This is a genomic window from Actinoplanes sp. NBRC 103695 (genome assembly GCF_030269485.1).
GTDB lineage: Bacteria > Actinomycetota > Actinomycetes > Mycobacteriales > Micromonosporaceae > Actinoplanes.
Genome location: NZ_BSTL01000011.1, coordinates 113,428 through 140,057, shown reverse-complemented (window position 1 = coordinate 140,057; position 26,630 = coordinate 113,428). Strand labels below are relative to the sequence as shown.

The following is a 26,630-nucleotide window of genomic DNA, read 5'->3' as shown; positions in this document are numbered from 1 at the left end:
GGGCATGAGAGCTGTTCAATTCTCCGAATACGGCCCTGCTGAGGTCGTACACGTGGCCGAAGCCCCCGCCCCGCACGCCGGACCGAACCGCATCCGCATCGCGGTGCGCGCCTCCGGAGTCACGGCCGGCGAGACCTACCTGCGCTCCGGGCGCCTCCGCGACATCGTGCCCACCGAATTCCCCTTCGTCACCGGCGTCGACGCCGCCGGGGTGGTGGACGAGATCGGCGACGGCGTCACCGGGGTCAGCCTCGGCGACGAGGTGTTCGGGGTGTCCGCGACCTTCGGCGGCACCAACGCCGACCACGCGGTGCTGGAGGCGTGGGCGCCCAAACCCGCGGAATGGAGCTGGGCGGAAGCCGGCGGCGCCTCGGGCAACGTCGAGACCTCCACCCGGGTGCTCGACCGGCTCGGCACCCGACCCGGCCAGACCGTCCTGATCCACGGTGCGGCCGGCGGTGTCGGCACGGTCGCGATCCAGCTGGCCGTCGCCCGCGGCGCCACGGTCATCGGCACGGCGAGCGCGCACAACCACGACTTCCTGCGCTCGCTCGGTGCGACACCCACCACGTACGGCCCCGGCCTGGTCGACCGGGTCCGCGAGCTGGCGCCGGCCGGCGTGGACGGCGTCTTCGACTGTGCCGGCGGTGCCCTGCCCGACCTGATCACCATCGCCGGGGACGCGGCGCGCGTGGTGACGATCGCCGACTTCGAGGCGGCGGCCCACGGCGTGCACATGTCCCACGGCGCTCCCGCCGGCGAGGTTGACCAGGGCGGCGAGGGCGGCGAGGGCGGCGAGGGCGGCGAGGGCGGCGCGACGATCGGTGCCGCTGATCCGCCGGCGTTGCACGGGCTGGCGATCGCGGCGGAGCTGGCTGGGCAGGGGCGGCTGCGGATCCCGGTGGCGGCCACGTTTCCGCTGGAGGCCGCGGCGGAGGCGCACACTCTGGTCGAGACGCGCCATGCCCGCGGCAAGATCGTGCTGCTGAACTAGGTCGGCCCTGAACTGGGTCGGCCCGCACCAGGTCGGCCCGCACCGGGTCGGCCCGCACCGGGTCGGCCCGCACCGGGTCGGCCCGCACCGGGTCGGCCCGCACCAGGTCGGCCCCGCACCAGGTCGGCCCCGATTTGGCCCAACTCACACCGGCGAAGCTGTGGATAACCGCCGAAAGCGTCTTGCCGAGCCGTACATTCTGACCCACCCAGTGCCGGGGTGGGGGTGGCGGCGGGGCCCGCGCAAATCGGTTTTGACCGATCAAACGGAAATGCTGAGAATCGCGCGGCGCGAGCGGGGCTCGTGTTTTGGCTGGTGGGACGCGGGTCGGGTGAGAGGACTTGTCGTCCGGGGGCCGTAACATGGCGGGCCGGGTGTCCGTTGGCGGAGGGCGGCGAGGATGACCGGACCTGGGGACGGCTTTGTGCTCGCCGTTGACCTCGGCACGTCGCACACGGTTGCCATGCTGCGCTGGCCCGACGGGCGTACGCGACCGATCCTCTTCGACGGGCAGCCGCTCCTGCCGTCGGCGGTCTACCTCGACGCCGAGCGCAGGCTCCACGTCGGACGGGACGCTCAACGCCTCGGGCACGCCGACCCGGCCCGGATCGAACCCAACCCCAAGCGGCGCATCGACGACGACGGCATTCTGCTCGGTGACGTCACCGTGCCGGTGGCCGACCTGCTCGCCGCGCTGCTGGGGGCGGTCGCCCGGGAAACCGTTGCCACGGCGGGGTTTCTGCCGCAGGCAGTGCTGACCTACCCGGCCGCCTGGGGACAGCGGCGGCGGGGGATCCTGCACGACGCACTGGGCCGGGCCGGGTGGCCGCCGGAGACCCAGCTCGTGCCGGAGCCGGTTGCTGCCGCGCGGTACTTCTCCGACGTGCTGCGGCGGCCGGTTCCGGTGGGGGCGGCGCTCGCGGTGTTCGACTTCGGGGGCGGGACGCTGGACGTCGCCGTCGTCCGCAACGAAGGGCTCGGTCCGGACGGGCGGCCGCGGTTCGAGGTGGCGGCCTCCGGTGGGGTGGACGACCTCGGCGGGCTCGACCTCGACGCGGCGCTGGTCGACCACCTCGGGAAGTCGCTCGCCGGCGGCGAGCCGGAGGCGTGGGGCGCGCTGGTCGATCCGCGCACGCTCGCGCAATGGCGCGCTCGGCGGCAATTCTGGGATGACGTACGCGGTGCCAAGGAGATGTTGTCGCGTTCCGCCCTGGCGCCGGTGGCCGTGCCGGGGGTGGAGCAGGCCCTGCACCTGACCCGGGATGAGCTGGAGGCGTCGGCGGGGCCACTGATCCGCCGTGGCGTGGCCGAGACCGGCGCGGTGGTCAAGGCGGCCGGGTTGACGCCGGGGGAGCTGGCGGGGCTGTTCCTGGTCGGTGGGTCTTCGCGGGTGCCGCTGGTGGCGCGGCTGCTGCACGGTGAGCTCGGGGTCGCGCCCACGGTGCTGGAGCAGCCGGAACTCCCGGTCGCCGAAGGTGCGGTGGTGGCGGTGGTCGCGGCTCGGGCAGTAGCGGGCGCCTCACCGGCGGCGTCGGTCTCCCCGGCGGGGCTGGCGGCGCCCCCGGCAGGCGCGGCAGCCGGACCAGGGGCGGCAGCCGGACCAGGGGCGGCAGCCGGAGTAGGCGCGGCGGCGGGAGCGGGCGCGCCTGGCATTGACTCGGCGGGACGGGGCGAGGCGGGGACCGGAACGGGCGGGCTGGACGGCACTCAGGTCGATGAGCGTGCTGGGTGGGATACCGGGACGGCGGCGGCTGTTCCGGATGACGAGGTGCGGTATCAGTCGGGCATTGCCAAGGCGGCGACCCCTACGCCCACGCCGGTGACCATTCCCCAGCAGGAGCCGGGACCTGGGCCGGACTATGCGGAGCCCGTCGACCCGTGGGCGACCGGTGAGGCGGCGGCCTTCGGGCCGAGCGGTCCACCGACCTACGCCGGCGGGATCGGGAGAGGAAACGGCGCCGGCACCGCGAGCGGGCCAAGCGGCGGAACCCCAGGCGGGCAAGGCAGCGGCGGGCTGGGCGGCGGCGACCCAAGCGTGCGAGGCAGCGGCCCAGGTGGACCAGGCGGCGGGCGCGGCGGCGACGGCAGGCCCGTCGGGCCGGTCAGCGGGGCGGGACAGCAGTCGTGGCTGGCGTCTGAGGAACAGCAGGGCGGTCAGAACGCGCACGTCCCGGCGTACCGGAAGAAATGGGTCTTGATCGTCGCTGCCGGCCTGGTCGTCGTGGTGGGGGCGGGCGCGGTGCTCGCGTGGACGCTGTGGCCGGGCTATCGGGCGCTGGACTTCCAGTCGCTGGACAAGTCGGCGGCCGTGACGATTCCGGCGGCGGTGAAGTTCAGCTCGAACTTCGCGGACACCACGATCGTCGGGGACCGGGTCTACTACGCGACCGAGGCGGACGAGGGTGTGCTCGGCGTGGTCGCCGCCGAAGCGGGCACCGGGAAGAAACTGTGGTCCGGCACCGATGCGGGGCTGGCCACCGGGTGGGACCAGATCGTCGGGCTGCCGGACGGGCTGGCCGCGATCACCGACACCGACACCGGGTCGGACTCCAAGCGGCTCGTCGTGCTCGACCGGGAAACCGGCAAGGCGCGCTGGCAGCACACCATGAAGGGCAGCGACGGCGTCGTCTTCATCGGGGGCAACGCCGTCATCGTGGACACCGACGGCAAGCGGCTGGTGGCACTTCGGGTGAGCAACGGCGAGACCGCGTGGGAACTCGCCGACCCGGCCAGCGAGTCCAGCGTCGTGCCGGCCCTGTTCACCAGCTCCACCAGCGACGACGTGTCGGGGGCGGCGGCCGTGTCCGGTGCGCCGTTCGCACCGGACCGTGGCGACGACACCCGGCTGCTGCAGGTGATGGGCGATCGCTCCGCGCGGGTCATCGACGCGAAGGACGGGACCGTGCTGGTCGAGCCCAAGGCGGACATCGCCGACACGGACGGGGCGGTGGCGGTGCACAACGGCCGGGTCGTCGTCGCTGAGTCGTCCGGCAACACCCTACGGATTCTCGCGTACGACCTGGACAGTCTCGGCAACCCCAAGGTGCTCGGTCAGGTCGCCAAGGAACAGCGGATCCAGCGCATGGCCCCGTGCGGCGACGACTACGTGTGCTGGGTCGAGACGGCTTCCTTCGACGCCAAGACCGCCCAGGTGGCGGGCATCAACGTGGCCGACGGCGGGAAGATCTGGCGGGTCGCGCTGCCCAACGCCGAAACGCTCACCCCGGTCGGCGACAACGTGCTGGTCAACCAGTCCACCCAGCCGGCCAAGGCGACCCTGGTCGACGCCACCACCGGCAAGGTGCAGTGGTCGGGCGAGGGTGCGGGCGCCCGGCTGGACGGCGGGAACGTGCTGCTCTTCTCGCGGGCGCTGTCCACCTCGGCGGAAGATCCGTCGTTGCTGGGACGGCACCTGGGCGACGACCCTGTGCAGCTGGGGCCGCTGACCGGCGTACGCACCGCCTCTTGCTCGTGGAACACCGAAGCCATCGCGTGCGTCGCTGACGAAGATCTCCGCTGGCAGCGCATCGCGAAATGAGAACGGCCCCGGCGGAAACCGCCGGGGCCGATCCATCAAGAGGAGATCAGGTCAGATCCGCTCGCCGCTCGTCGCGTTGAACGCGTGCACCTGGTTGATCTGCGGCTTGATGTACACGGTCTCGCCCATGTTCGGCATGGTGCGCCGGTCGGTGCGGACCACGAAGCGCTCCGAGCCCTCGTCCAGGGCCGCGTGGCCGTAGACGTTGGCGTCCGAGCCCAGGTCCTCGACCAGGTCGACGACGATCGGCAGTCCGCCGCCGGACTCCGTGACGATGTCCGTGGCCTCCGGCCGGAAGCCGAGGGTGACCTTGCCGCCGCCGCTCTGTGCCGCCGCGACCTGCTCGCGGGTCAGCGGGAGAGCCAGCGGGCCGAACGAGGCGCCCGCCTCGGTCAGCGCCACGGTCTTGATGTTCATCGCCGGCGAGCCGATGAAGCCGGCCACGAAGACGTTGCCGGGGGTGTCGTACAGGGCGCGCGGGGTGTCGCACTGCTGCAGGACGCCGTCCAGCATGACCGCCACCCGGTGGCCCATCGTCATGGCCTCGACCTGGTCGTGGGTCACGTAGACGGTGGTGATGCCGAGCTTGGCCTGCAGCGTGGCGATCTGCGAACGGGTCTGGACGCGGAGCTTGGCGTCGAGGTTCGACAGCGGCTCGTCCATGAGGAACACCTGCGGCTCACGCACGATCGCGCGGCCCATGGCGACACGCTGACGCTGACCACCGGAGAGCGCCTTCGGCTTGCGCGCGAGGTACTCGTCGAGCTGGAGCAGCGCGGCGGCCTCCTTCACCCGGCGGTCGATCTCCGGCTTCGGGGTCTTGCGCAGCTTCAGGGCGAACGCCATGTTCTCGTACACCGACATGTGCGGGTACAGCGCGTAGTTCTGGAAGACCATCGCGATGTCGCGGGACTTCGGGGGGAGGTTCGTGACGTCCTTGCCCTGGATCAGGATGCGACCGCGGTCGACATCCTCCAGGCCGGCGAGCATGCGCAGGCTGGTGGACTTGCCACAACCGGAGGGGCCGACCAGGACGAGGAACTCGCCGTCACCGATCTCCAGGCTGAGCTCGTTGACCGCGGGACGCTCGGAACCTGGGTAGATCCGGGAGGCCTTCTCGTACGTAACGGTAGCCATGCAGTATCAGCTTTCCTTTCCACCGGCAGGAACGTGCCGGACGATCCGAGTGGGAAGAGCATCGTTACGTTAGGTCTTTTTCACAGTTCTGCCAAGGTCCGAACGTGCTGACCTGGCGTTTCGAGGGTCAACACGGCCAACCGGTATGCTGTCCGGGCGCCCTTGTAGCTCAGCTGGCCAGAGCAACCGCCTTGTAAGCGGTAGGTCGCCGGTTCGAATCCGGCCGGGGGCTCTCTTCGCGCCGTACCGTCGGGGTCGTGTCCTCCTCACGTCGGTGACGAACCGTCTTCGGCGAGGCCGCCGACGCTTACGACCGCCTCCGCCCGAGCTATCCCACCGCATTGGTCGACGACGTGTCCGCTCTCGCCGCGCCCGGCCCGGTCCTGGAGGTCGGCGCCGGCGCCGGCTAGGCCGTGGGCACGTCGTTCGAGGAGCACGGCGGCACGATCACGTTCCAGGTACGTACGGACGTCGCACCGGCACGGCGTCCGGGCTGATCCGGTCGGCGAGCCGGCGCAGCGCCGTCACCGTCGCCCGGCGCATGGCCACCCCACGCTGCCGCGGCGGACGATCGGGCACCGTCGGCGCGTCCGGTCGAGCGGACAGCACGTGCCGCCGGGTCGCGTCGTCGGCCAGTTTCACGTGCAACAGGTCAAGCATCGGTTTCTCCCTCGAGTCTCTGCCGCAGGGCGGCCAGCGGGCCGTCCCAGTCGCGGGCCAGTGCGCCGAGGAACTGCTGGGCCACCCGCATGGGCGCGGAGTCCAGCCGGTAGCGCACGCGGCGCCGCTCACCCGGCTCGGCGACGGCCAGCCCCGCCTCGGTCAGCAGGGCCAGGTGCTTGGCGATCGCCTGCCGGGTGATCGGCAACCGGCCGGCCAGGTCGGTCGCGGTGGCCGGCCCTCTGGCCGCGAGCTCGGCCAGGATCGCGCGCCGGCTCGGATCGGCCAGGGCGGTGAAGACCTCGGCGGCCACCGCCTCCAGGTCAGGCCCTTTTGGTTCAGGCTGCGCCATCGTCGGGGCCGCCGTCTCGCGGTCAGGCTCGGTCATCGAGGTACGCGACCAGCTCGCCCAGCTCGCTCGTCCAGCCGCCCTGGTTGCCCTGCCACGCCACCTTGTGCTCGGCGTCGGTGGTCTGCGCGAACCCGCTCTCGACCATGGTCAGCGTGGTGCCGGTCGTGCTGGGCTCGAGCGTGAACTCCACATAGGTGCGTCGTGGGTCGCTCTCCGGCAGCCCGTAGATGTGCCAGGTGTAGCCGAAGACGTGTGGCGGCTCGAGGCGCTCGATGGTCAGCCGCGCGGTGTCGCCGCTGTCCCAGGCGAGTTTGGCCTCGCCGCCGACCCGCAGGTCGACCTCGGCGGTGTTGCCGAACCAGGTGCCGAGGCCCTCGGCGGTGGTCAGGGCCGCCCAGACGCGCTCGGGCGAGTGGGTGAGTTCCAGCGTGCGCTCGATCCGATCGGGGAATGGCATGTCGTCTCCCTTAGCAACTGATTGGTTGCTACTCAACTTATAGCAACCTTCGGGTTGCGTCAACGGAGCACATAAATCATCGGGACGAAGCGGCCCAGGAGCTGGTTGACACCCCACTGCAGGCTGGCCTGGGCGGTGCGGAAGGCGTCGGCTCCGTGCCGCTCGATCACCCGGTCACGCGTACGCCGTAAGCGCGCCAACCGGAGCAGGTCGCGCGACACCCACTGCTCGTGCTCCTCGATAAACTCCCGCCACCGCGTCCCGACCACATCCCTGCGAACGATCCGCAGATCGTGCCGGGCGAAGGCCGCCTCCAGGTCCTCCTCGACGAGGTTCCCGGCCACGTTGCCCAGCGGCTCGTGGATGTCCCGCGTCTCCACCGGATCCAGCGGCCCGTTCAGGACATTCGTGTAGATCACCACGTGGCCGCCCGGGCGGAGCACCCGGCGCATCTCGGCCAGCGCACCGTCCAGATCGGGCAGCACCTCGACGACGTCGCGGCACCAGACGGTGTCCACGCTCCCGGAAGCCTCGGCCAGGTCCTCCGCCACGCCGCGACGTACCGTGATCCGGTCCTCCAGACCGGCCTCCCGTACGGCGAGCCGCGCGCGCTCGACGTGCCACGGCACCGGATCCACGCCCGAGCCGGTCCCGGCGTGCCGCTCCACCAGCGTGACGAGGTGGCGGGCGTCGCGGCAGCCCACATCGAGAATGTGCCCGCCCGGCTCCAGGAAGGGCGCGGCCACCTCGAACAGCGAGTCCGGCCCCGGCGGATCCAGGCTGACGTCCAGCTCCTCGAACAGCCGCCGGCTGCCCTCGCTGTAGATCTGATCCATCTCCACCGGCCGAGCCTCGTCGCGGCCGGGTGCCGGTGTCGACCCGATATCAGCCCAGGTGCCGCTCCAGCACCGCGGCGGAGGTGACGGCCAGATCGCGGTCGAACACCTCGTCCTCGGGCACGAACACCATCGCCACTCCCTCGCCGAGCACCACATCCTGCTGGCGGGCGGTCGTGGTGCCCCGGAAGACGTGCACGGTCACGTCGTGCGGGAAACCCTCCTCGTACGGGCGCGGGCCGCTCCACAACGGAACCAGCCAGCCGGCGGTCAGGCCGGTCTCCTCCAGCAGCTCCCGCCTCGCGGCGTCGACCGGGGCCTCCCCGGGTTCGATCCGGCCGCCCGGCAGGCTCCACTGATTCGGCGAGGCCGGCGCGTGCTCATCCCGAAGCTGCATGAGCACGGCCCCCGTCGAGTCGACGAGCACCACGAGCGCGACCTCATATGTAGCCATCCTTCGATCTCACCACCGTCGTCAACGTCACTCGCTTCCGCCTGTGGACAACCGCCGAAATCGTCGGTGCCGCGAGCTACGTTTCCACCCACCCAGTGGCGGGTGGGGGAGGTGGCGGCGGCCCCACAGCGATTCTTTTTGATCTTCGGAGAATCGAACGTCGGTGTTTGGCCGCGTCCCCTGAGGGCGCGGCCGGTCCGGGCCCGATGACCGCGGGCGCCGAGGCGCTCGGCCGGGTCAGTGCTTGGCGCCGCGTCAGTGCTTGACGCCGGGTCAGTGCTTGGCGCCGCCGGGGGTCGGGCCGTAGACGAGGCGCAGGATCGCGTCGGTGAGGGTGTCGAGCAACTCGTCCTCGTCGTAGGCGCCGGGATTCGCGTAGACGTCGGCGAACGTGATGCTGCGCAGGTGGACGGCCATCTTGGCGACCAGGGCCGGTGGGCCGCCGACCGTGCGGCCGGCCCGGGCGTCGCGTTCGATGCGTGTGCTGAACAGGGTGCAGCCCTCGTCGACCAGCCGGTCGCGGACGTGCATCACCTCGGGGCCGGGGTCGGGCGTGACGAAGGCCTCGCGCAGCCAGCGTCCGTCGACCTTCCACCGGGTCAGGCCGGCGGCCAGGCCGCGGCGCAGGGCGTCCCGGTCCAAGCCGTCGGAGTTGATCCACTCGGCCATCTCCAGGTCGGCCTCGGCGAGACGCTGGTCGACGAGGGCGGCGAGCAGCGCCTGCTTGGACTCGAAGTAGAAGTAGAAGCCGGAACGCGCGATGCCTGCCGCGCCGGCCAACTCGTCGATCGTGACCTGGCTGATCGACTTGTCCCGGAAGGCCGACCGTGCGGCGTCGATCAGGGCCTGCTCCCGCTGGTCGCCCTTCGTGGGGGCGCGGCGGCTCTTGATGGCTGGCACAGCATCGACCTTAACAGTCCATCGGCTGGAATCGACGTCACATCGATTTTTCTCGACACCGTGTTGAGAATGGGTCTAGGTTCAGCCCCATGCCCCTGAAAACGCGCCTCGCACTGCCCGTCGCCTGCTACGCGGTGCTCCTCGTCTCGGCGCTGCAGACGCTGGTCGTCCCGGTCATCGCCGACATCCGGGCCGATCTCGGCGTCTCGACCAGCGCGGCCGGCTGGGTGGTGACCGCGAACCTGCTCGCCGCCGCGGTGCTCACCCCGATGCTCGGCCGGCTGGGCGACCTCTACGGCCGGCGTCCGGTCATGCTCGGCGTGCTGACCGTGGTGCTGCTCGGTTCGGTGCTCGCCGCCACCACCTCCAGCCTTCCGTTGCTGCTCGCCGGCCGGGTCGCCCAGGCGGCCAGCTTCGGGCTCTTCCCGCTGGCCATCGGCGTTCTGCGGGAGGAACTGCCGGCGCAGCGGCTGACCGGCGCGATGGCCCTGGTCAGCGGCATGCTCTCGGTCGGCGCCGGGTTCGGGCTGGCGGTCACGGGGCTGCTGATGCGCGACGGCGGCGACTACCACCAGCTGTTCTGGCTGGCGTCCGCGCTGACCGCGATCGGGCTGGCGGGGGTGTGGCTGCTTCCTCGCCGGGCGGGCGCGGCCACCGGCGGGCTCGACTGGGCCGGCGCGGGTCTGCTCGGGCTCGGCCTGGTGCTGCTGATCCTGCCGCTGGAGGAGGGCAACGGCTGGGGCTGGGGTTCGGCCCGGGTGCTCGGCTCGCTGGCCGGCGCGGTCGTGGTGCTGGTCGCGTTCGTCCTGTACGAGCGGCGGGTCACACACCCGCTGGTCAGCCCGCGGATGCTCCGGCACCGCCCGATCGTGGTCGCGAACGTGGCCGGCCTGTTCCTCGGCTTCTCGATGTTCGCCGTCTTCCTGGCCGTCTCCGCGCTGGTGCAGACGCCGCCCGGGGTCGCCGGCTACGGCTTCGGCGCCTCCGTGCTCGCCGCCAGCCTGGTCTACCTGCTGCCGGGTACGGCCAGCGGCGTGATCGCCGCGCCTCTCGGCGGCCGGCTGGTCGCCCGCTTCGGGGCGAAGGCGACGCTCGTGATCGCGGCGGTGCTGGCCGGCGTCGGATTCTCGATGCTCGCGGTGCTGCACTCGGCCACCTGGCAGGTCATCGTCGGTGCCTTGGCGGTCAACACGGCGGTCACCGTGGGGTACGCGGCCCTGCCCGCGCTCCTGATCGCCCACGTCGAGCCCGCCGAGACCGGCATCGCCAACAGCGTGAACTCGATCGCCCGCTCGGTCGGCATGTCGCTGGGCACCGCGTTCGTGGTCACCATGATGACTCGTAACCCGATTCCGGGCCCGGTGCCGTTGCCGCGGGAGGCGCAGTTCGTGACCGTCTTCGTGATCGGCGCGGTCGTGGCCGCGGTCGCCGCCGCCGTGGTCGGCTGGACCCTGCCCCGGGTGCGGCAGGCGAAGCTCACGGCGTCCGAGGTCGAGGCCGACGACATGCTGGGTGCGGCCGGGCTCGAGGTGCCGGTCAGGCACTGATCCTGCCTATGGTGGCTGGCATGCGGATCGAGCGTGTCACGGAGGCGGCCGAGGTGATGCGGGCGCCGGATCTCTTCGACGGGCCACCGCTGGTGGAGGCCACCCGGGACTTTCTGGAACGGCCGGGACATCATCTGCTCTTCGCCTACGACGATGCGGGGCGGGCGGTGGGGATGATCTCCGGGGTCGAGACGATCCATCCGGACAAGGGGACCGAGATGTTCGTGTACGAGCTCGGCGTCGCCCCGGCCGCACGGTTGCAGGGGGTCGGCACGGCTCTGGTGCGGGCGCTCGCCGAGCTGGGCCGCGAACGAGGGTGTTACGGCATGTGGGTCGGTACCGAGAACGACAACGCCGCGGCTCAGGCCACCTACCGGAAGGCCGGCGCGTCGGCCGAGGAACCGTTCCTGCTACTCAACTGGGACCTGACATGACCGCCCGGCTCGGGGCGGCTCCCCGGCCGTCGGCAGCCCGACTAAATGGACTCCATCGGATAAATACATTGACATGCGCGACTGTCTATGTCTCATCATCGTCACGAACTCCATCGACCATAGTGACTAGCTGACTACCCGGTCCGAGGATCCCCTGGTACGCCCGCGCAACCCCTCGCGGGCGACCATTGTCCGGAGGACCGTACGTGAGACATCGATCCGCCTGGAGCCGGCGCACCTGCGTGGCCGTGCTCGCGGTGGGGGTCGCCGTACTCGGCAACGCCCTTCCCGCGCAGGCCGCGCCCAACCCGACCGCGCCACCCGCCCAGGACACCCCTGGCGATTCGCCCAAGGAAGCCACCGCCGACACGCTCGGCTCGCACGACTCCGAGCTCCTCGCGCAGGCGGAGGCCAAGGGCGCCGCCACCGTCACGCTGATCATCGCCACCGATTCCGGCCAGGCCGACGAGGTCGCCGCCCAGGTCAAGAGCCTCGGGGGTACGGTGACCCGCCGGTTCGACACCGTCGGCTACGTGCTGGCGCAGGTGCCGACCGGGAACGTCCTGAAGGCCGCGAAGCTGCCCGGCGTCACCGCGATCGACCTGGACGAGAAGATCCAGCTGCCGGACCCGTCGGCCGAACTCGGCCGCACCAAGGGCGTGAAGCAGACGGCGACGCTGCCCGGTCCGGGCCCGCGGACGCCGGCCGCCAACGCGTACATGCCGACCGGCGAGATCGGCTCGGTCCAGTTCAAGCGCAAGCACCCGGAGTGGGACGGGCGGGGCGTCACGATCGGCGTCATGGACTCCGGTGTGGACCTGGAGAACCCGGCGCTGAAGACCACCTCCACCGGCGAGCGCAAGATCGTCGACTGGGTGACCGCGACCGACCCGCTGCTCGAGGGCGACGGCAGCTGGCGGGCGATGCTCAACGCGCCGCCGGCCAGCGTGAAGGTGCCCGCGGGCTCCTACCTGTACAGCACGTTCGCCGAGGCGATCACCGGCCCCAGCGACCCGGGCGGCGACGTCAACCGGGACGGCGACACCAACGATGTCTTCGGCATCCTCTACGACCCGGCCTCGCACGACATCCGGGTGGACACCAACCAGAACCGGGACCTCACCGACGACGCCGTGATGCGGCCGTACAAGGAGAAGTTCGACGTCGGCTACTTCGGCACCGACAACCCGGCCACCGCGGTCGCCGAGCGCATCCCGTTCGTGGTCGAGTTCCGGGAGGACGTCGACCTGACGCCGGCCGGTCTGCCGGGCCGGCTCGCCGACTTCGTCAACATCGGCATCCCGGAGAGCCTGCACGGTTCGCACGTCGCGGGCATCCTGGCGGCGAACAACATGCTGGGCAACGACAACCTCGACGGCCAGGCGCCCGGCGCCAAGATCGTCTCCTCGCGGGCCTGCTCGTGGGGTGGCGGCTGCACCGCGGCCGCGCTGACCACCGGCATGTCCGATCTGGTCATCAACCGTGGCGTCGACGTGGTGAACATGTCGATCGGTGGCCTGCCGGCGCTGAACAGCGGCGACAACGCCCGCGCCGAGCTCTACAACCGGCTGATCCGCGACTACGGCGTCCAGCTGTTCATCTCGGCCGGCAACTCCGGTCCGGGTGTGAACACCGTCGGCGACCCGTCGGTCGCCACCGACGTGGTGAGCGTGGCGGCGAGCATCAGCAAGGACACCTGGCTGGCCAACTACGGCTCGGTGGTCCGCAAGGACATGGCGATGTTCAACTTCTCCTCGCGGGGCCCGCGGGAGGACGGCGGCTTCAAGCCGAACATCACCGCGCCCGGGTCGGCGATCTCCACCATCAACATGTGGCTGGACGAGCCGAGCATCGCCGAGGCCGGCTACACGCTGCCGATCGGCCTGAACCACCAGAACGGCACCTCGATGGCCTCGCCGCAGGCGACCGGCGCCGCGGCGCTGCTGCTCTCCGCGGCAAAGGCCACCCACAAGGACGTCTCACCGGCGCAGCTGCGCAAGGCGATCTACACCTCGGCGAAGCCGATCAAGGGTGTGTCGGTGGCCGCGCAGGGCGACGGCCTGATGGACGTCAACGGCGCCTGGTCGCTGCTGTCCCGCACGATCGACGACCTCAAGTACGAGTCGTCGGCGCCGGTGTGCACGCCGCTGTCCGGGCTCCTCGAGCCGACCCCGAACCAGGGCGTCGGCATCCACAACCGTTGCGTCGCGGGCGAGGGCGGCCAGCGGGCCGGTCAGGCCAAGGTCTACAACGTGCGGATCAAGCGGACCAGCGGTTCGTCCCGGACGGTCCGGCACCGGCTGACCTGGGTCGGTGACAAGGGCGCCTTCAAGTCGGCCGGCAACGTGCAGCTCCCGCTGAACAAGACGGTCACGGTGCCCGTCACGGTCACCCCGAAGGACGGCCTGAACGCGGCCATCCTCAAGGTCGACGACCCGATCACCCAGGTGGTCGACTTCGAGATCCTGAACACGGTGGTCACCTCGGTCACTACGAAGAAGCCGGGGTACGCGCTGACCGGCGAGGGCAAGGTGGACCGCAACTCGTCCGTCTCGTACTTCGTGGTCGTGCCGGAGGACGCCACGTCGCTCCAGGTCGACCTGGCCGGGCTGAAGGGCGCCTCGCAGACCCGGTTCATCGCGATCAACCCGTACGGCGTGCCGATGGACTCGACGTCCAGCCTGGCGTGCTACCCGAACTTCTCCGACCCGGCCGCGTGCAAGCCGGACGAGCGTTCGTACGACGACCCGATCCCGGGCGTCTGGGAGATCGAGGTGGAGTCGCGGCGCACGTCGCCGCTGCTGTCCAACCCGTACCGAGTGACCGCCAAGGTGCAGGGCATCACGGTCGACCCGGAGACGCTCACCCTGGAGAACGTCAAGCCGGGCGTCCCGGCACCGGTGAGCTGGACCGTCAAGAACCTGTACGGCCCGATCACGCTCTCCGCGCAGGGCGGTCCGCTGGGCAGCTCCAAGTCGGAGCGTCCGACCATCGCCGACCAGGCGAAGCAGGAGTTCGAGGTGGTCGTCCCGGCCGGTGCGACCCGGCTGGACGTCTCGATCGGCAATGCGGCGGACGCGGCGGCCGACCTGGACCTGGCCGTCTATCTGGGCGACGACCTGGTCGCGCAGCAGGCGGACGGCGACGCCGAGGAAGCGGTGTCGATCCCGGCGCCGGCGGCCGGCACCTACACCGTCGTGGTCGACGGTTACGCGGTGCCGTCCGGCAGCACGGCGTACGACTACCTCGACGTCTACTTCAGCCCGGCGCTCGGCTCGCTGGACGCGGAGCGGACGGCGACGCCGCTGGCCAACAACGCCTCAACGACCGTCACCGGCGCGGTGAACGTCACGGCGCCGCCGACCGAGGGCCGCAGGCTCTTCGGTGAGGCGGTCTTCGTGACCAGCCAGGGCGCGGTCGTCGGCCGTGGCCCGGTAGTCATCGGCTCCGTCGGGTAAGCATCGCGGTAACGGAGCAGGCCCCTTCCTCAACGGCGAGGAGGGGGCCTGCTCCGTTGCGTCTACTTGAAATCCGGGTCCTCGCCGGCGATCGGACGGCCGTCCGAGAACGGGCGCTCGGACGCCTCGTCGTCGATCGGCTCCTCCTGGAGGCGACTCTGGTCGTCACCGGGCCCGGCAGTGTCCGACCCGCCGGCGCCCGGGGCCGGGGCCGCAGTGTCGGGGGCCGGCGCGGCGGTGTCCGGGGCCGGGGCCGCAGTGTCCGGGGCCGGCGCTGTGGTGTCCGGCGGGACGTCCGTGCCGCCCTGCGGCAGGCCGCTCACGTCCGACGGGTCGTCGGCGGCCACGGGCAGCGTGCGCGCCGGCTCGTCCGGCAGCAGGCCGCCGAGCAGCGGCAGGTTGCTGCCGACCAGCCCGGACTCCTGGCCGGCGACCGGGCGCTCGAGACCGGACGAGCCGCCGCCGTTCAGCCCGCCGAGCACCGGCAGCCCGCCACCACCCAGCAGGTCGCCCACCACCGGCAGCCCGAGGCTGTTGTTCGGCCCGTCGGCCGGCTTCGCGTTCTTCTCCGGCGCGGTCCCCGCACCCGGCAGGCCCGGCGCGGTCCCCGCACCCGGCAGCTTCGGCGGCGTCACCGAGTTGTCGCCCGGCTTGAAGTCGACGATCGGCGGACCACCGAGCGGGTTCTCCATCGTGGTGTCGCCGCCGAGCGGATTCACGCCGCCGACCGCGCCGCCGGGATCGAGCACACCGCCCAGCAGGCCACCCGCGCCCTGGTCGGTGGCGGGCAGCGGCAGGTCGTCCGCCTGCGCCGGCGCGGTTCCCAGCAGGAGGACCCCGCCGGCCGCCACCGCGGCGATCAGGTACCTACGCATCTTTCCTCCGGTCTTTGACTTCAGGACAAATGGCTCGGAAGGGGCAACGAATGTCCGACGCACCAGGTTCCGGTGACGGCCATGATTACGATCGGACCGTGAGTGCCGACCAGCAGCCAGGAGCGTTGCGCCGCGGGCTCATGTCCCGGCTCCAGCAGCGCCTCGCGAACGGCGCGGACGGGCGCCCGCACTTCGTCATCTGCGGCAGCGACTCGCTGGTCTACACGCTGGCCGAGGAGCTCTCCAACGCCGGCCACCGGATCAGGATCACCCTGGTGGTGCCACACCGGCTGCGCGCCAACGTCCCGGATCTCGGGGGGCTTCGAGGCGTACGCGTGGTGCGCGCCGACCGTCTCGACGAGTCGACGTTCCGCGCCGCGGGCCTGGCCGGAGCGGCGGCGCTGGCCCTGGTCATGCCGGACGACGTGACCAACCTGCACGCCGCGCTGTGCGCCCAGGCGGTCGAGGCCGACCTGCGGCTGGTGCTGCGGATGTTCAACACCGGTCTCGGGTACGGTGTCCGCAAACTGTTCGACGACTGCGCCGTGCTCAGCGACGCCACGATGGCCGCGCCCGCGTTCGTCGCCGCCGCGCTGGGCGAACCGGCGCCCACCCACTTCCGCCATGCGGGCCGCACCATGCACGTGGCGCGCCGGTCCGACGTACCCGGGAAGAATGTGGTCTGCACCTTGACCATGCCGGACGGGTCGGGTGAGGTCGCGGTGCTGCCCGCCGACCCGGCGCCGGGCGAGGGCGGCGACAACGACCTGGTGCTCGCCGAAGCGTCCCGGAAACCGGCCGGGCAGGCGGTGGCCGCCCGCAAACTGGTCCGCTCGTCCCGCCGGCTGCGCCCGTTCCGGGCCACCGGCCGTGCCATCCGTGCCGCGATGAACCGCAAACTCGGCGTCGCCGTGCTGACCACCCTGGTGATCACCGTGCTGGCCGGCGCCGTGCTCGCGCACACCGACAAGGTGCCCGGCGGCTTCTGGACGTCGATGTACGTGACGCTGCTGACCGCCGTCGGATCGTCCGATGTGGAGGTCGACCGCAACGGCGTGGCGCAGGCCGCCCAGCTGATCCTCACGCTGGCCGGGGTCGCGCTGATCCCGCTGATCACCGCGGCGGTCGTCGAGGGCATGGTCAACGCCCGGCTGGAACTGGCGAACGGTCAGATCCGCGGCGGGCACACCGACCACATCGTGCTGGTCGGCCTCGGCAGCGTCGGCACCCGAACCCTCCGGCACCTCAATGACCTGGGCCTGGACGTCGTCGCCATCGACCGCGACCCGAACGCCCGCGGCGCCAAGGTGGCACGGCAGCTCGGCGTCCCGTTCATCGTCGGCGACGCGTCCTCCGACGAGACGCTGCGCCAGGCACACATCGACACCGCCAAGGCGCTGGTGGTCGTCTCCACCGACGACGTCACCAACCTGCAGGCCGCCCTGAACGCGCGGGCCGCCCGCGCCGACATGCGCGTGGTCCTGCGCCTCTTCGACGACGACTTCGCCCGCCGCGTCCAGAAGGCCTTCAACATCAACATCTCGCGCAGCGTGTCCCGCCTCGTGGCACCGGCCTTCGCGGCGTCCCTGCTCGACCGCGACGTCATCGTCACGATCCCGGTCGACCGGCACGCGCTTCTGGTCGCGGCCGTCCGGGTGCTGCCCGGCTCACCCTTGGACGGCGCGGCGCTGGAGCAGGCGGACGCACTGACGAGCGTCCGGGTGATCGGCATGTCCACGGCCGACTCGGAGTGGGTCGACTGGTCCCCCGACCGCCGCCGGGTCCTGAACGCCGGCGACCGCGTGGTGATCGTGGCCCGGCGGGCCGGCCTCCGGTCCCTGCTGGAACAGGCGACCCCGCCGCCGTCACCCGCGCCGGAGCCCGCGTGATCGGGCCCGCTATGGCAGCGGCTGCACGTCCTCGAGGGCGCTGACCTCGACGCCGAGGACGGCCTGCTCGTCGGGCTTGTGGGCCAGGACGTCCGTGAGGTAGCCCTGCACCGCGGGGGCCATGCCGATGTCGCGGCCGGCCTGCTCGGACAGCAGCCACTTGTGCTGGATGATCTGCGAGAAGATCTCCTGCGGCTCCAGCTTGCGGCGCAGGTTGGCCGGCACCGCGCGGACCACCGGCTCGAAGACCTCGGTCAGCCAGCGGTGCGCGGCCTGCTGCTCGTCGGTCAGGTCGCTCTCCGCCCGGTACGCGTCCAGGTCGTTGAGCAGCTGGCGTGCCTGGTTCTCCTCGGCGTCCAGGCCGGTCAGGCGCAGCAGGCGCCTGGTGTGGTAGCCCGCGTCGACCACCTTGGGGCGGACCCGGTAGCCGCCGTCCACGGTGGACATCGCCACCTCGGCGACGTCGAAGCCCAGGTCGTTGAGGCGGCGGATGCGGCCCTCGATGTCGTGCCGGGCCTCCCGCGGGATCTCCTGCTCGTAGGTGACCTCGTGCCAGAGGCGCTCGTACCGGGCGACGATGTCGTCCACCACCGCCTCGGGGTCGATGGCCTCGTGCAGCAGCTCGGCCGCCTGCAGGTCGAGGCTCTCGCCGTAGATGTTCAGCCGGAGGATCTCGATGTCCTCGCTGCGCTGGCCCTCGGAGAGCTTCGGGTAGAGGTTGCCGGTCTCGGCGTCCACCAGGTACGCCGCGAAGGCGCCGGCGTCGCGCCGGAACAATGTGTTGCTCAGGCTGCAGTCACCCCAGCTGAACCCGGTCAGGTGCATCCGGACGATCAGCGCGGCGAGCGCGTCCAGCAGGCGGTTCATCGTCTCGGGGCGCAGCACGTGCGAGAAGAGCGCCCGGTAGGGCAGCGAGAACTGCAGGTGCCGGGTGATCAGCACCGACTCCAGCGGCTCGCCGTCCTCGGCCACCCGATCGGTGACGATGGCCACCGCCTCGACGGCCGGGAAGTCGATGCGTTCCAGGGCGCGGAGCAGGTCGTACTCCTTCTCGGCGATCCGCTCGCGGGTCTCCTTGAGGGCGTACACGGTCTCGTTCAGCTTGACGAAGCGGACGATGTGCCGCGAGATGCCCTGGGGCAGGGCGACCAGGTGATCGGCCGGCCACTCCTCCAGCGGGATCGACCACGGCAGGTCCAGCAGAGCCGGGTCGACGAGGGCGGACGTGATGCGCACCGACCCAGTGTGCACGGTCTCCGGCGCGCGACGCTGCCGCACGTGGCTCGTTACACACACTGCCAGATCGCCGTATTGGCCTTTATGTGCCTTTCATGAGCTTCGGGAGCAGCATGCGACGCAAGACCGGCCTCGCCGTGGGGGCGTGCGCCGCCCTGGTACTCGTGGGTTCAGCGGGCACGGTGGCCTGGAAGCAGCAGGCCGACGAACTGCGGCCGGTCGGCGCCTGGCACGAGGCGACGGCCGCGGACCGTACCCCGGTGTCCCTGGCCGAGGCCGGGACCGGCGCCGCGACCGAGGCGCGACCGCAGCAGCAGAGCATCCCCCGGAGGAAAACCGCCGGCGAGAAGCTGCCGGAGAGCGAGGACCCGCGCACGCACGCCGAACCGGTCAAGCAGAAGCGCGAGATCGTCGAGGAGAGCGCGGCCGCGGCCGCCGCCAAGGGCCGGCAAAAGGTGGGTGAGCTGCTCACGGTCGGCAAAATCCTGGGGTACGCCCGGAAGCCCGCCAGGGAGAGCTTCCGCTACCCCGGCGCCTCGTACGTGAAGCTGCACTTCGACCGCATGATGATGCTGCCCGGCGACTACGTCACGGTCTCCGACGCCGAGGGCGAGGAGTCCTACCGGTACGACGCTCCGCCGCTGCTCGAGGGCATGTCGGTGGACAAGTGGGCGATGTCCGTGACCGGCGACACCGCCGTGGTGGAGGTGCACCGGACCGCCGACCCGCTGGGCGCGCGCTCGCTCGGCCAACACTCGCTGGCCAAAGATCTCGGGGTCCGGGTGGACCGGGCGGCGCGTGGCTTCTCGCGTACCGAACAGAAGGGTGTGCCCGAGGAGAGTCTCACCGCGCCGGGCCGCACGGGCCGCGAGGAATCGGTCTGCGGCTCGGACGAATCGCGGGACGCGGTCTGTTACAAGGCGAAGGACCCGGTCGCCTACACCCGGTCCAAGGCGGTCGCCCGGCTGCTGATCGACGGTACCGAGCTGTGCACAGGCTGGCGGGTCGGCACGAAGAACCGGATGCTCACCAACAACCACTGCTTCGACAGCTCGGACACCGCCTACGACACGGAGGTCTGGTTCAACTACCAGTGCGCGGCGTGCGGCGGCTACGACACGTACAAGCCGACGAAGGTGTGGGGTGACCAGGTGCTGGCCACCAACCGCACGCTCGACTACACGCTGTTCACGGTGGAGAACTTCAAGGCCGTGCAGAAGTTCGGCTTTCTGACGCTGGACACGGCCCGCCCGGCGAAGGGCCAGCCGCTGTACGTGCCGCAGCACCCGGCCGGCGATCCGGCGCGCATCGCCGGTGTGCTGGGCGACAAGGCGGACAACTGCGGGGTGTCCGACCCCGGCTACACCGGCTACACGGCGGACTCGGACGTCTCCTACTACTGCGACACCGAGGGCGGCTCGTCCGGCTCGCCGGTGCTGTCCCGCAAGACGAACAAGGTGGTCGCCCTGCACCACTTCGGCGGCTGCCCCAACTCCGGGGTGCGCGCCGATCTGCTGTCCCGGCAGCTGGCGAGCAAGCTGTAGGTACCGTGGTCGCGTGACCCGACCGCGCAGCTGGTGGCCCGACCTCGTGTTCGCGGCCGGGTTCGTGCTGCTCACCGTGCTGCTGGCGCAGGGACATCTGCTCGGTGCCGACGCGGCCGTGTCGGACTGGTCGGCCGCGCACCGGCCGCCGATGGCGTACTGGATCGCCCGGGTCCTCAACAGCCTGGGCCAGGGCGGCTGGCTGCTGATGCCGCTCACGGTGACGCTGGCCGTCCTGCTGGCCTGGCGCCGCCGCTCGGTGCGGCCGATGCTGGTGTTCTTGGCCACGGCGGCGCTCACCTACGTGACGATCGGCCCGGCGAAGATCCTCTTCCAGCGGGCGGCGCCGGCCTTCACCGGCCCCGACCGGACGGTCCTGTTCAACGAGGCGGCGGTCGGCCAGTACGGCATGAGCTACCCGTCCGGCCACGTGGCGAACGCGGTCGTCTGGTACGCGGTGATCGCGTTCCTGCTGGCCGGACTGGTCGGCGCGCTGGGCCCGCGAGTGGTGGTCGCGCTGCGCGTGCTGCCGCCGGTGATCGTCTTCTGCACGACCACCTATCTGAGCTGGCACTGGATCACCGACTCGATCGCGGGGCTGTTCCTCGGGCTGGTGCTGGCCCGGTTGCTGGCCCGGGTGCCGTGGGAGACGTTCCCGCTCCCGCGGTGGCTGACCAGGTTCGAGGCCGGACGCCAGGTCAGCCACCGACCCGTGAGCTGATCTCCATGCCGTCCTCGACGGGGAAGTCGACGCTCACGTAGCCGTTGGCCGGGTCGCGCACATAGTCGACGTACTCCTTCATGCTCGTGAACGTGGAGTCGTCGCCGACCACTACCGCGCCCGGCGCCAAGCGGTCCTCGAGCAGCCGGAGCACCGGCAGGCACACCGGTTTCCAGCCGTCGAGCAGCAGCACGCCGATCGGTCCTTCCAGGTCGGCGAGGGTCTCCTGGGCGTCGCCGGGCAGGACCGTGACCAGGTCGGCGACGCCCGCTTCGGCGAGGTTGGCCCGCGCCGCCTCGATCTTGACCGCGCTCAGCTCGGTGGTCACCACCCGTCCGACGCCGTTGTCGCGGACGGCGGCGGCGAGGTAGAGCGTGGAGATTCCGTAGGACGTGCCGAACTCCACCACCGTCTGCGGGCGGGCCGCGCGGGTCAGTGCGTACAGCAGCCTGCCGCCCTCGGCCGAGACGGGCATGTAGACCTCGGCCAGCGCGTCGGCTCGTTCCTGGTCGCTGGCGTCGTCGGGCAGCGGCGGGATCTCCAGCCGGTCGTCGCGCTCGGCCCCGGCGTGCAGTCGGTCCAGGACGCCGCGAAGTGGTTCCGCGAGAAGAAGAGAAGTCATGCCCAAAGAGTAGACGCAACGTTGCGTCTACTCAAGATGGCGCTAGCCTGGGCCGGTGCATCACGGGAACCGCCACGGCCGCAGCGAAGAGGCCCGGCGCAGCGTGCTCGAGGCGGCCGACGACCTGCTGGTCGAGCGGGGTTTCGCCAAGCTCACGATCGAGGGCATCGCCCAGCGCGCGGGGGTGGCGAAACAGACCGTCTACCGCTGGTGGTCGTCGAAGACCGAGATCCTGCTGGAGGCGTTTGTCGAGGACGCCGCCGAGGAGCTGACGCCGCCGGACACCGGTGACCTCGAGCGGGACTACCGGGAACACCTCCGGCGGCTGGCCCGGTTCCTGACCGAGTCGGACGCGGGAGCGGTGTTCCGGGCGCTCACCGCCGAGGCCCAGCACGATCCGGCGCTGGCCGCCCGGCTGCGGGCCGTGCATCTGGACCGGCAGCGGGAACGTGACCGGCTGCCGCTGGAGCGAGCGATCGAGCGGGGCGGTCTGTCCGCCGGCGCGGACCTGGACGCACTGGTCGATCGCCTGGTGGGCCCGATCTATTACCGGGCGCTGGTCACCGGGCAGGAGGTCACCGACGGGTACGTCGCCGAGCTGGTCCGGACAATCCGCGTCTGATCAGCGGCGGCGGGTGCGGGCCCGGGTGGAGCGCAACCGCCGCAGCCGGCCGACCAGCACCGGGTCGTGCTCGAGCGCGCCCGGATTGTCCAGCAACGCGTTCAGCAGCTGGTAGTAGCGGGTCGAGGACAGCTCGAAGGTGTCCCGGATCGCCTGCTCCTTGCTGCCCGCGTGCCGCCACCACTTCGACTCGAAGGCGAGGATCCGCAGCTCCCGCTCCGAGAGGGCAGGGGCAGGGGCGGCCGGCGCCTCGGCCGGGTGCGCGGCCGGGCAAGGCGCGGGCGGCCGCTGCGACGGCACGGAAGGGTCCGGCCGCTCCACATCGGACGGCGGCGTTTCGGGGTGCATGGTGCTCCTGAGCGTGGGATCGAAGAGCATCGTATCGACTCGATCCTCAAGCTACCTCAAGCGACGTCTCTGTTACGCATAGTCCACATAGCGGCACCCACAATGACGATGAAGATCACCGCCCACAGCGCGCCGGCCATCGGCCAGGTCAGCGTCAACGAGTCGGGTACGCAGCCGTTGACCCCGGAGTAGTTGCAGGAGTTGTAGTTCTCCAGCTTGACCTCCTTGCTCATCCAGGCGAACGCCCAGACCGGCAGCAGCCAGATCTCGCTGTACGGCACATCCGCGTTGCTGAGCACCAGGTAGAGGCCGAACTGCAGGACCACGACGACCCCGGCCGCCACGCCGAGCGCGACCGCGGTGTGCCGGCCGAGCGACGCCAGCCCGAAGCCGATCGCCGCGCCGAGCAGGATCAGCACGATCGCCCGGACCTCGGTCAGCGCGGTCGATCGCCAGCCGCCGGCGGTCATCCCGTCGGTGGTGCCGCGCAGCCTCGCGATCACGACGAAGGTGAGCGTCCAGAGCACCGCGACCACCGCGCTCAGCGCCGTCATCGCGCCGAGCAGCACACCGAGCTTGGTGGCCAGCACCTGCAGCCGGCGCGGACGCCAGAGCAGCAGGTTCATCATGCTGCCGCTGCTCCACTCGGCGCCCACGTAGGAAGCGCCGACCACGAACCCGAGGAGCACGAAGATCGCGGCGAAGGTGGTGATCACGGCGCCGAAGTCGCTCTTGAAGACGAACGACGACGGCAGGTACCAGTCCAGCGGGAAGTCCTGGGGCTGCGGCGGGGTGAGCTGCGTGCAGTCGGCGGGGTAGCCGTTGGTGCCGGGCGCCAGCTCGCAGTTCCGCCGCTCCTGCTCGGCCTGGCGCACCGTGTCCTGGTACTCGCGCTCGGCCGCCACCTTGGCCTCGGCGATCTGCCTCGGGCCGACCTTCTCGTTGCTGAGGAAGAAGCCGGCCGCGATCGCGACCATCACCGCCATCGTCCCGGCCACCAGCCAGCGCACGAACCGCCGCTTGGTGAGCCGGCGCAACTCCGCCGTCGCCAGGCTCATCGTCCCCACCCGCCGCTCGCGGCCGTGGTCTCGTCGACCTGCCGGCTCTCGCCTCGCACCGGCGCGGTCCCGGTCAGCTCCAGGAAGACGCTCTCCAGGTCGACCGCGACCGGCGCGAGCTCGCTCACCCACACCTCGTGCTGCGCGAGCACCCAGGTGATCCAGGCCGGTCGTTCCACGCCGCCGACCATGACGTGGTCCTCGGCCGGGGTGACCTGGGGCGCGCCCGCCGACCGCAGCAGCTCGGCCACGGCCAGCAGATCAACACCGGGTTCCACGCGTACGCGGACAGCAGCCGACCTGTGGGTCGCGAGCACCTCGGCCACCGACCCGGCGGCCACCCGGCGCCCGGCCGAGATGATGGTGACCGAGTCGCAGATCAGCTGGATCTCGCCGAGGATGTGGCTGGACAGCACCACCGTCATGCCGGATTCGCTGAGGGTGCGCATCAGCGAGCGCATCTCCCGGATCCCGCCCGGGTCGAGCCCGTTCGCCGGCTCGTCGAGAATGAGCAGCTTCGGGTTCTTGAGCAGCGCGGACGCCACCGCGAGCCGCTGTTTCATGCCGAGCGAGTAGGTCTTCACCCGGTCCTTGGCGCGGTCGCGCAGCCCGACCAGTTCGAGCACCTCGTCGATCCGCCGGCGGTCCACCCCGCCGGCGTCGGCCAGCAGCGACAGCGTGTCGCGGGCGGTGAACGGCAGGAAGAACTGCGGGCTCTCGACGATCGCGCCGACCTGTCCGGCCACGTCGGGCAGGTGCGCGGGAAGCTCCCGGCCGAGGATCGCCATGCGACCGCCGTTCGGCTTGATCAGGCCCAGCAGCGTACGCAAGGTGGTGGTCTTGCCTGAGCCGTTGGGCCCGAGGAAGCCGTGCACCTGACCCGCCTCGACGACCATGTCAAAGCCGTCCAGCGCCCGGCGTACCCCCTTGCGGCTGCGATAGGACTTCCGCAGACCTTCGATCTCGAGTACGGCGGTCACGGAAGTGACCCTATGTGCCTCGTTTCAAATTCCGACGCAGGTCAACGCCTCGGAAGCGAATGTGCAACAGGGCATCAGGCGACGACCACCTGAACGCCCGCCTCGCGGAAAGCGTTCAACGCACTCTCCGGGGCGCTGTTGTCGGTGACCAGCACCTCGACCTTGCTGATCGGGCAGATCCGGGCGAAGGCGTGACCGCCCAGCTTGGACGAGTCGGCGATCACCACGACCCGCTTGGCCCGGGCGACCATCAGGCTGTTCATCGCGGCCTCGCCCTCGTGGTGGGCGGCCGCGCCGAGCTCGACGTCCAGCGCGTCCACGCCGAGCAGCACGACGTCCAGGGTGACCTCCTTGAGCAGCGCGCCGCCGAGCGGCCCGACCAGCTCGAAGGACTGCGGGCGGACCACGCCGCCGGCCACCACGATCTTCATCCGGGAGCGGACGAGCAGCTCGTTGGCGATGTTCAGGGCGTTGGTCACCACGGTGAGCTGGGCGCCCTCGCCGCTGGTGTTGAGGTCGGGGCGGACCGCCAGGGCCCGGGCGACCTCGGTCATCGTGGTGCCGCCGTTGAGCCCGACCACCGTCCCGGGCTCGACCATCCGGGCCGCCGCCTCGCCGATGCGCTGCTTCTCGGCCGAGTGCTTGGCGCTCTTGTAGCGCAGTGGCAGGTCGTACGAGACGCCGTTGGCGACCGCGCCGCCCCGGGTCCGGGTGATCATCTGCTGCTGGGCGAGCTGGTCGAAGTCGCGGCGGATCGTGGCCTGGGACACGTCCAGCCGTGCGGCCGCGTCCTCGACGGTCACCCGCCCGCTCTCGGCGAGTAGCTCGAGCAGGGCATTCCACCGCGCGTACCGATCCACCCACCACTCCTCGATGCACGTTCCGTGATAAGAGTGTGCACATTAGTGCGCGAAAAGCGGCGAAGCAAAGATCTCGGCTGCGCGAACGTGACTCGACTGTTGCGTGGGCGCGGGAGATCCACGCAGAATGCAGCTCGAAAGGGCACCGTACCGAGCGCTTATGCGCATCCCCCGGCGGAGGAACCCGACATGACGCACGTCCGGACCGAGATCGCCAGCCAGCCCGACTGCTGGGAGCGGGCGGCGAAACTGGCAACCGCGCCGGGGCTGCCGGTCGCCGGCGAGCGGGTCGCCGTGGTCGGCTGCGGCACGTCGTGGTTCATGGGTCAGTCGTACGCGGCGCTGCGCGAACAGGCCGGTCAGGGCGAAACCGACGCGTTCCAGGCGTCCGAGTTCCCGGCCGGCCGGCGGTACGACCGGATCGTCGCGATCACCCGGTCGGGCACCACCACCGAGGTGGTCGACCTGCTCGGCGCCGTGCGCACCCCGACGACCGTGGTGACCGCCGATCCGTCGCAGCCGGCCGCCACGCTGGCCGACGACGTGATCGTGCTGGACTTCGCCGACGAGCAGTCGGTGGTGCAGACCCGGTTCGCCACCAGCGTGCTCGCCCTGCTGCGGGCCGGGCTGGGCGAGGACATCGGCCCGATCGCCTGCGACGCCGAGGTGGCCGTACGCCTGCCCCTGCCGGTCCGGACCGACACCACCCAGATCACCTTCCTCGGCCGCGGCTGGACCGTCGGGCTGGCCCACGAGGCCGCCCTCAAGTGCCGCGAGGCCGCGATGCTGTGGACCGAGGCGTACCCGGCGATGGACTACCGGCACGGCCCGATCTCTGTCGCCGGCCCCGACCGGGTGGTCTGGGCGTTCGGCGACGTGCCCGCGCACCTGACCGACGACGTGGAGGCGACCGGCGCGGCGTTCGTGCACGCCCGGCACCACGGCGGGTACGGCGCGATCGGGCGCTGGTGCGGCGGGCGTACCCCTCTCGACCCGATGGCCGACCTGATCGTCGCGCAGCGGGTGGCCATCGCCCTCGCCGAGGCACAGGGCCTGGACCCGGACCACCCCCGGAACCTGACGCGTTCCGTCGTCCTGCAATGAACGG

The 26,630-nt window shown here is 71.3% G+C and carries 24 protein-coding genes and 1 tRNA gene; 11 read left to right on the top strand and 14 right to left on the bottom strand.

Annotated elements, in window-relative coordinates:
* Positions 1-4 precede the first annotated feature (4 nt).
* Together QSK31_RS21090 and QSK31_RS21085 are read left to right on the top strand one after the other, a co-directional pair.
* A complete protein-coding gene (locus QSK31_RS21090; protein WP_285685962.1) occupies positions 5-994 on the top strand; it encodes an NADP-dependent oxidoreductase in 990 nt (329 codons plus the stop codon).
* A gap of 424 nt (positions 995-1,418) precedes the next feature.
* Positions 1,419-4,532, top strand: a complete 3,114-nt coding sequence (locus QSK31_RS21085; RefSeq protein ID WP_285685961.1) for an Hsp70 family protein — start codon at positions 1,419-1,421, stop codon at positions 4,530-4,532.
* Between the two features lie 51 nt (positions 4,533-4,583).
* On the opposite strand, the gene QSK31_RS21080 is transcribed toward QSK31_RS21085, so the two are convergent.
* Positions 4,584-5,669 (bottom strand): ABC transporter ATP-binding protein, encoded by a 1,086-nt coding sequence (locus tag QSK31_RS21080; RefSeq protein WP_285685960.1) that lies wholly within the window; start codon positions 5,667-5,669, stop codon positions 4,584-4,586.
* Positions 5,670-5,827: 158 nt separating this feature from the next.
* Here QSK31_RS21080 and QSK31_RS21075 point away from each other — a divergent pair.
* Positions 5,828-5,901, top strand: a tRNA-Thr gene (locus QSK31_RS21075).
* 215 nt (positions 5,902-6,116) lie between these two features.
* Here the strand turns inward: QSK31_RS21075 and QSK31_RS21070 are convergent.
* From QSK31_RS21070 to QSK31_RS21045, 6 genes are all read right to left on the bottom strand, one after another.
* Positions 6,117-6,329, bottom strand: coding sequence for a hypothetical protein (locus tag QSK31_RS21070; RefSeq protein WP_285685959.1), 213 nt, complete (start codon positions 6,327-6,329; stop codon positions 6,117-6,119).
* Positions 6,322-6,717 carry an ArsR/SmtB family transcription factor gene (locus QSK31_RS21065; protein ID WP_285685958.1) on the bottom strand — a complete coding sequence of 132 codons (396 nt, stop codon included), beginning with the start codon at positions 6,715-6,717 and terminating at the stop codon, positions 6,322-6,324. Before QSK31_RS21065 ends, QSK31_RS21070 begins: the two co-directional genes overlap by 8 nt.
* The gene (locus QSK31_RS21060; RefSeq protein WP_285685957.1) at positions 6,704-7,138 is read right to left on the bottom strand and encodes an SRPBCC domain-containing protein; all 435 of its coding nucleotides are present in this window, start codon (positions 7,136-7,138) and stop codon (positions 6,704-6,706) included. The genes QSK31_RS21065 and QSK31_RS21060 overlap by 14 nt, the downstream gene beginning before the upstream one ends.
* A gap of 59 nt (positions 7,139-7,197) precedes the next feature.
* On the bottom strand, positions 7,198-7,974 hold the full coding sequence (locus QSK31_RS21055; protein ID WP_285686164.1) for a class I SAM-dependent methyltransferase: 777 nt from the start codon (positions 7,972-7,974) through the stop codon (positions 7,198-7,200).
* Positions 7,975-8,023: 49 nt separating this feature from the next.
* On the bottom strand, positions 8,024-8,428 hold the full coding sequence (locus tag QSK31_RS21050; RefSeq protein WP_285685956.1) for an NUDIX hydrolase: 405 nt from the start codon (positions 8,426-8,428) through the stop codon (positions 8,024-8,026).
* A gap of 273 nt (positions 8,429-8,701) precedes the next feature.
* On the bottom strand, positions 8,702-9,328 hold the full coding sequence (locus tag QSK31_RS21045; RefSeq protein ID WP_285685955.1) for a TetR/AcrR family transcriptional regulator: 627 nt from the start codon (positions 9,326-9,328) through the stop codon (positions 8,702-8,704).
* 89 nt (positions 9,329-9,417) lie between these two features.
* Here QSK31_RS21045 and QSK31_RS21040 point away from each other — a divergent pair, with 89 nt between their 5' ends.
* The 3 genes from QSK31_RS21040 to QSK31_RS21030 all read left to right on the top strand — a co-directional run bounded on the left by QSK31_RS21040 (position 9,418) and on the right by QSK31_RS21030 (position 14,767).
* Entirely contained in the window at positions 9,418-10,875 is a 1,458-nt protein-coding gene (locus QSK31_RS21040) for an MFS transporter (protein WP_285685954.1), read from the top strand.
* A 20-nt stretch (positions 10,876-10,895) separates the two neighbouring features.
* Positions 10,896-11,309, top strand: coding sequence for a GNAT family N-acetyltransferase (locus QSK31_RS21035; protein WP_285685953.1), 414 nt, complete (start codon positions 10,896-10,898; stop codon positions 11,307-11,309).
* 206 nt (positions 11,310-11,515) lie between these two features.
* Positions 11,516-14,767, top strand: a complete 3,252-nt coding sequence (locus tag QSK31_RS21030) for a S8 family serine peptidase (protein WP_285685952.1) — start codon at positions 11,516-11,518, stop codon at positions 14,765-14,767.
* Between the two features lie 62 nt (positions 14,768-14,829).
* Here QSK31_RS21030 and QSK31_RS21025 read toward each other — a convergent pair whose 3' ends face one another.
* The gene (locus QSK31_RS21025) at positions 14,830-15,642 is read right to left on the bottom strand and encodes a hypothetical protein (RefSeq protein WP_285685951.1); all 813 of its coding nucleotides are present in this window, start codon (positions 15,640-15,642) and stop codon (positions 14,830-14,832) included.
* A 140-nt stretch (positions 15,643-15,782) separates the two neighbouring features.
* Between QSK31_RS21025 and QSK31_RS21020 the strand changes: the two genes are divergently transcribed.
* Entirely contained in the window at positions 15,783-17,531 is a 1,749-nt protein-coding gene (locus QSK31_RS21020; protein ID WP_502872994.1) for a potassium channel family protein, read from the top strand.
* A 9-nt stretch (positions 17,532-17,540) separates the two neighbouring features.
* On the opposite strand, the gene QSK31_RS21015 is transcribed toward QSK31_RS21020, so the two are convergent.
* A complete protein-coding gene (locus QSK31_RS21015) occupies positions 17,541-18,767 on the bottom strand; it encodes a DUF4032 domain-containing protein (protein ID WP_285685949.1) in 1,227 nt (408 codons plus the stop codon).
* A 95-nt stretch (positions 18,768-18,862) separates the two neighbouring features.
* On the opposite strand from QSK31_RS21015, the gene QSK31_RS21010 reads away from it, so the two are divergent.
* Both QSK31_RS21010 and QSK31_RS21005 read left to right on the top strand, forming a co-directional pair.
* Positions 18,863-20,311 carry a trypsin-like serine peptidase gene (locus QSK31_RS21010; protein WP_285685948.1) on the top strand — a complete coding sequence of 483 codons (1,449 nt, stop codon included), beginning with the start codon at positions 18,863-18,865 and terminating at the stop codon, positions 20,309-20,311.
* 13 nt (positions 20,312-20,324) lie between these two features.
* The gene (locus QSK31_RS21005) at positions 20,325-21,032 is read left to right on the top strand and encodes a phosphatase PAP2 family protein (RefSeq protein ID WP_285685947.1); all 708 of its coding nucleotides are present in this window, start codon (positions 20,325-20,327) and stop codon (positions 21,030-21,032) included.
* Here the strand turns inward: QSK31_RS21005 and QSK31_RS21000 are convergent.
* A complete protein-coding gene (locus QSK31_RS21000) occupies positions 21,010-21,654 on the bottom strand; it encodes an O-methyltransferase (RefSeq protein WP_285685946.1) in 645 nt (214 codons plus the stop codon). The genes QSK31_RS21005 and QSK31_RS21000 overlap by 23 nt on opposite strands.
* A gap of 55 nt (positions 21,655-21,709) precedes the next feature.
* Between QSK31_RS21000 and QSK31_RS20995 the strand changes: the two genes are divergently transcribed.
* The gene (locus tag QSK31_RS20995) at positions 21,710-22,276 is read left to right on the top strand and encodes a TetR/AcrR family transcriptional regulator (RefSeq protein WP_285685945.1); all 567 of its coding nucleotides are present in this window, start codon (positions 21,710-21,712) and stop codon (positions 22,274-22,276) included.
* Here the strand turns inward: QSK31_RS20995 and QSK31_RS20990 are convergent, their stop codons facing one another.
* The 4 genes from QSK31_RS20990 to QSK31_RS20975 all read right to left on the bottom strand — a co-directional run bounded on the left by QSK31_RS20990 (position 22,277) and on the right by QSK31_RS20975 (position 25,522).
* The gene (locus QSK31_RS20990) at positions 22,277-22,654 is read right to left on the bottom strand and encodes a DUF3263 domain-containing protein (RefSeq protein WP_285685944.1); all 378 of its coding nucleotides are present in this window, start codon (positions 22,652-22,654) and stop codon (positions 22,277-22,279) included. It lies immediately after the preceding gene.
* Between the two features lie 26 nt (positions 22,655-22,680).
* The gene (locus QSK31_RS20985; RefSeq protein WP_285685943.1) at positions 22,681-23,682 is read right to left on the bottom strand and encodes an ABC transporter permease subunit; all 1,002 of its coding nucleotides are present in this window, start codon (positions 23,680-23,682) and stop codon (positions 22,681-22,683) included.
* Positions 23,679-24,662, bottom strand: a complete 984-nt coding sequence (locus QSK31_RS20980) for an ABC transporter ATP-binding protein (RefSeq protein ID WP_285685942.1) — start codon at positions 24,660-24,662, stop codon at positions 23,679-23,681. The genes QSK31_RS20985 and QSK31_RS20980 overlap by 4 nt, the downstream gene beginning before the upstream one ends.
* Positions 24,663-24,736: 74 nt before the next feature.
* A complete protein-coding gene (locus tag QSK31_RS20975; protein ID WP_285685941.1) occupies positions 24,737-25,522 on the bottom strand; it encodes a DeoR/GlpR family DNA-binding transcription regulator in 786 nt (261 codons plus the stop codon).
* Between the two features lie 189 nt (positions 25,523-25,711).
* On the opposite strand from QSK31_RS20975, the gene QSK31_RS20970 reads away from it, so the two are divergent.
* Positions 25,712-26,626: an SIS domain-containing protein gene (locus tag QSK31_RS20970; protein WP_285685940.1), complete on the top strand. Its 915-nt coding sequence runs from the start codon at positions 25,712-25,714 to the stop codon at positions 26,624-26,626.
* The last annotated feature ends 4 nt before the right edge of the window (positions 26,627-26,630 follow it).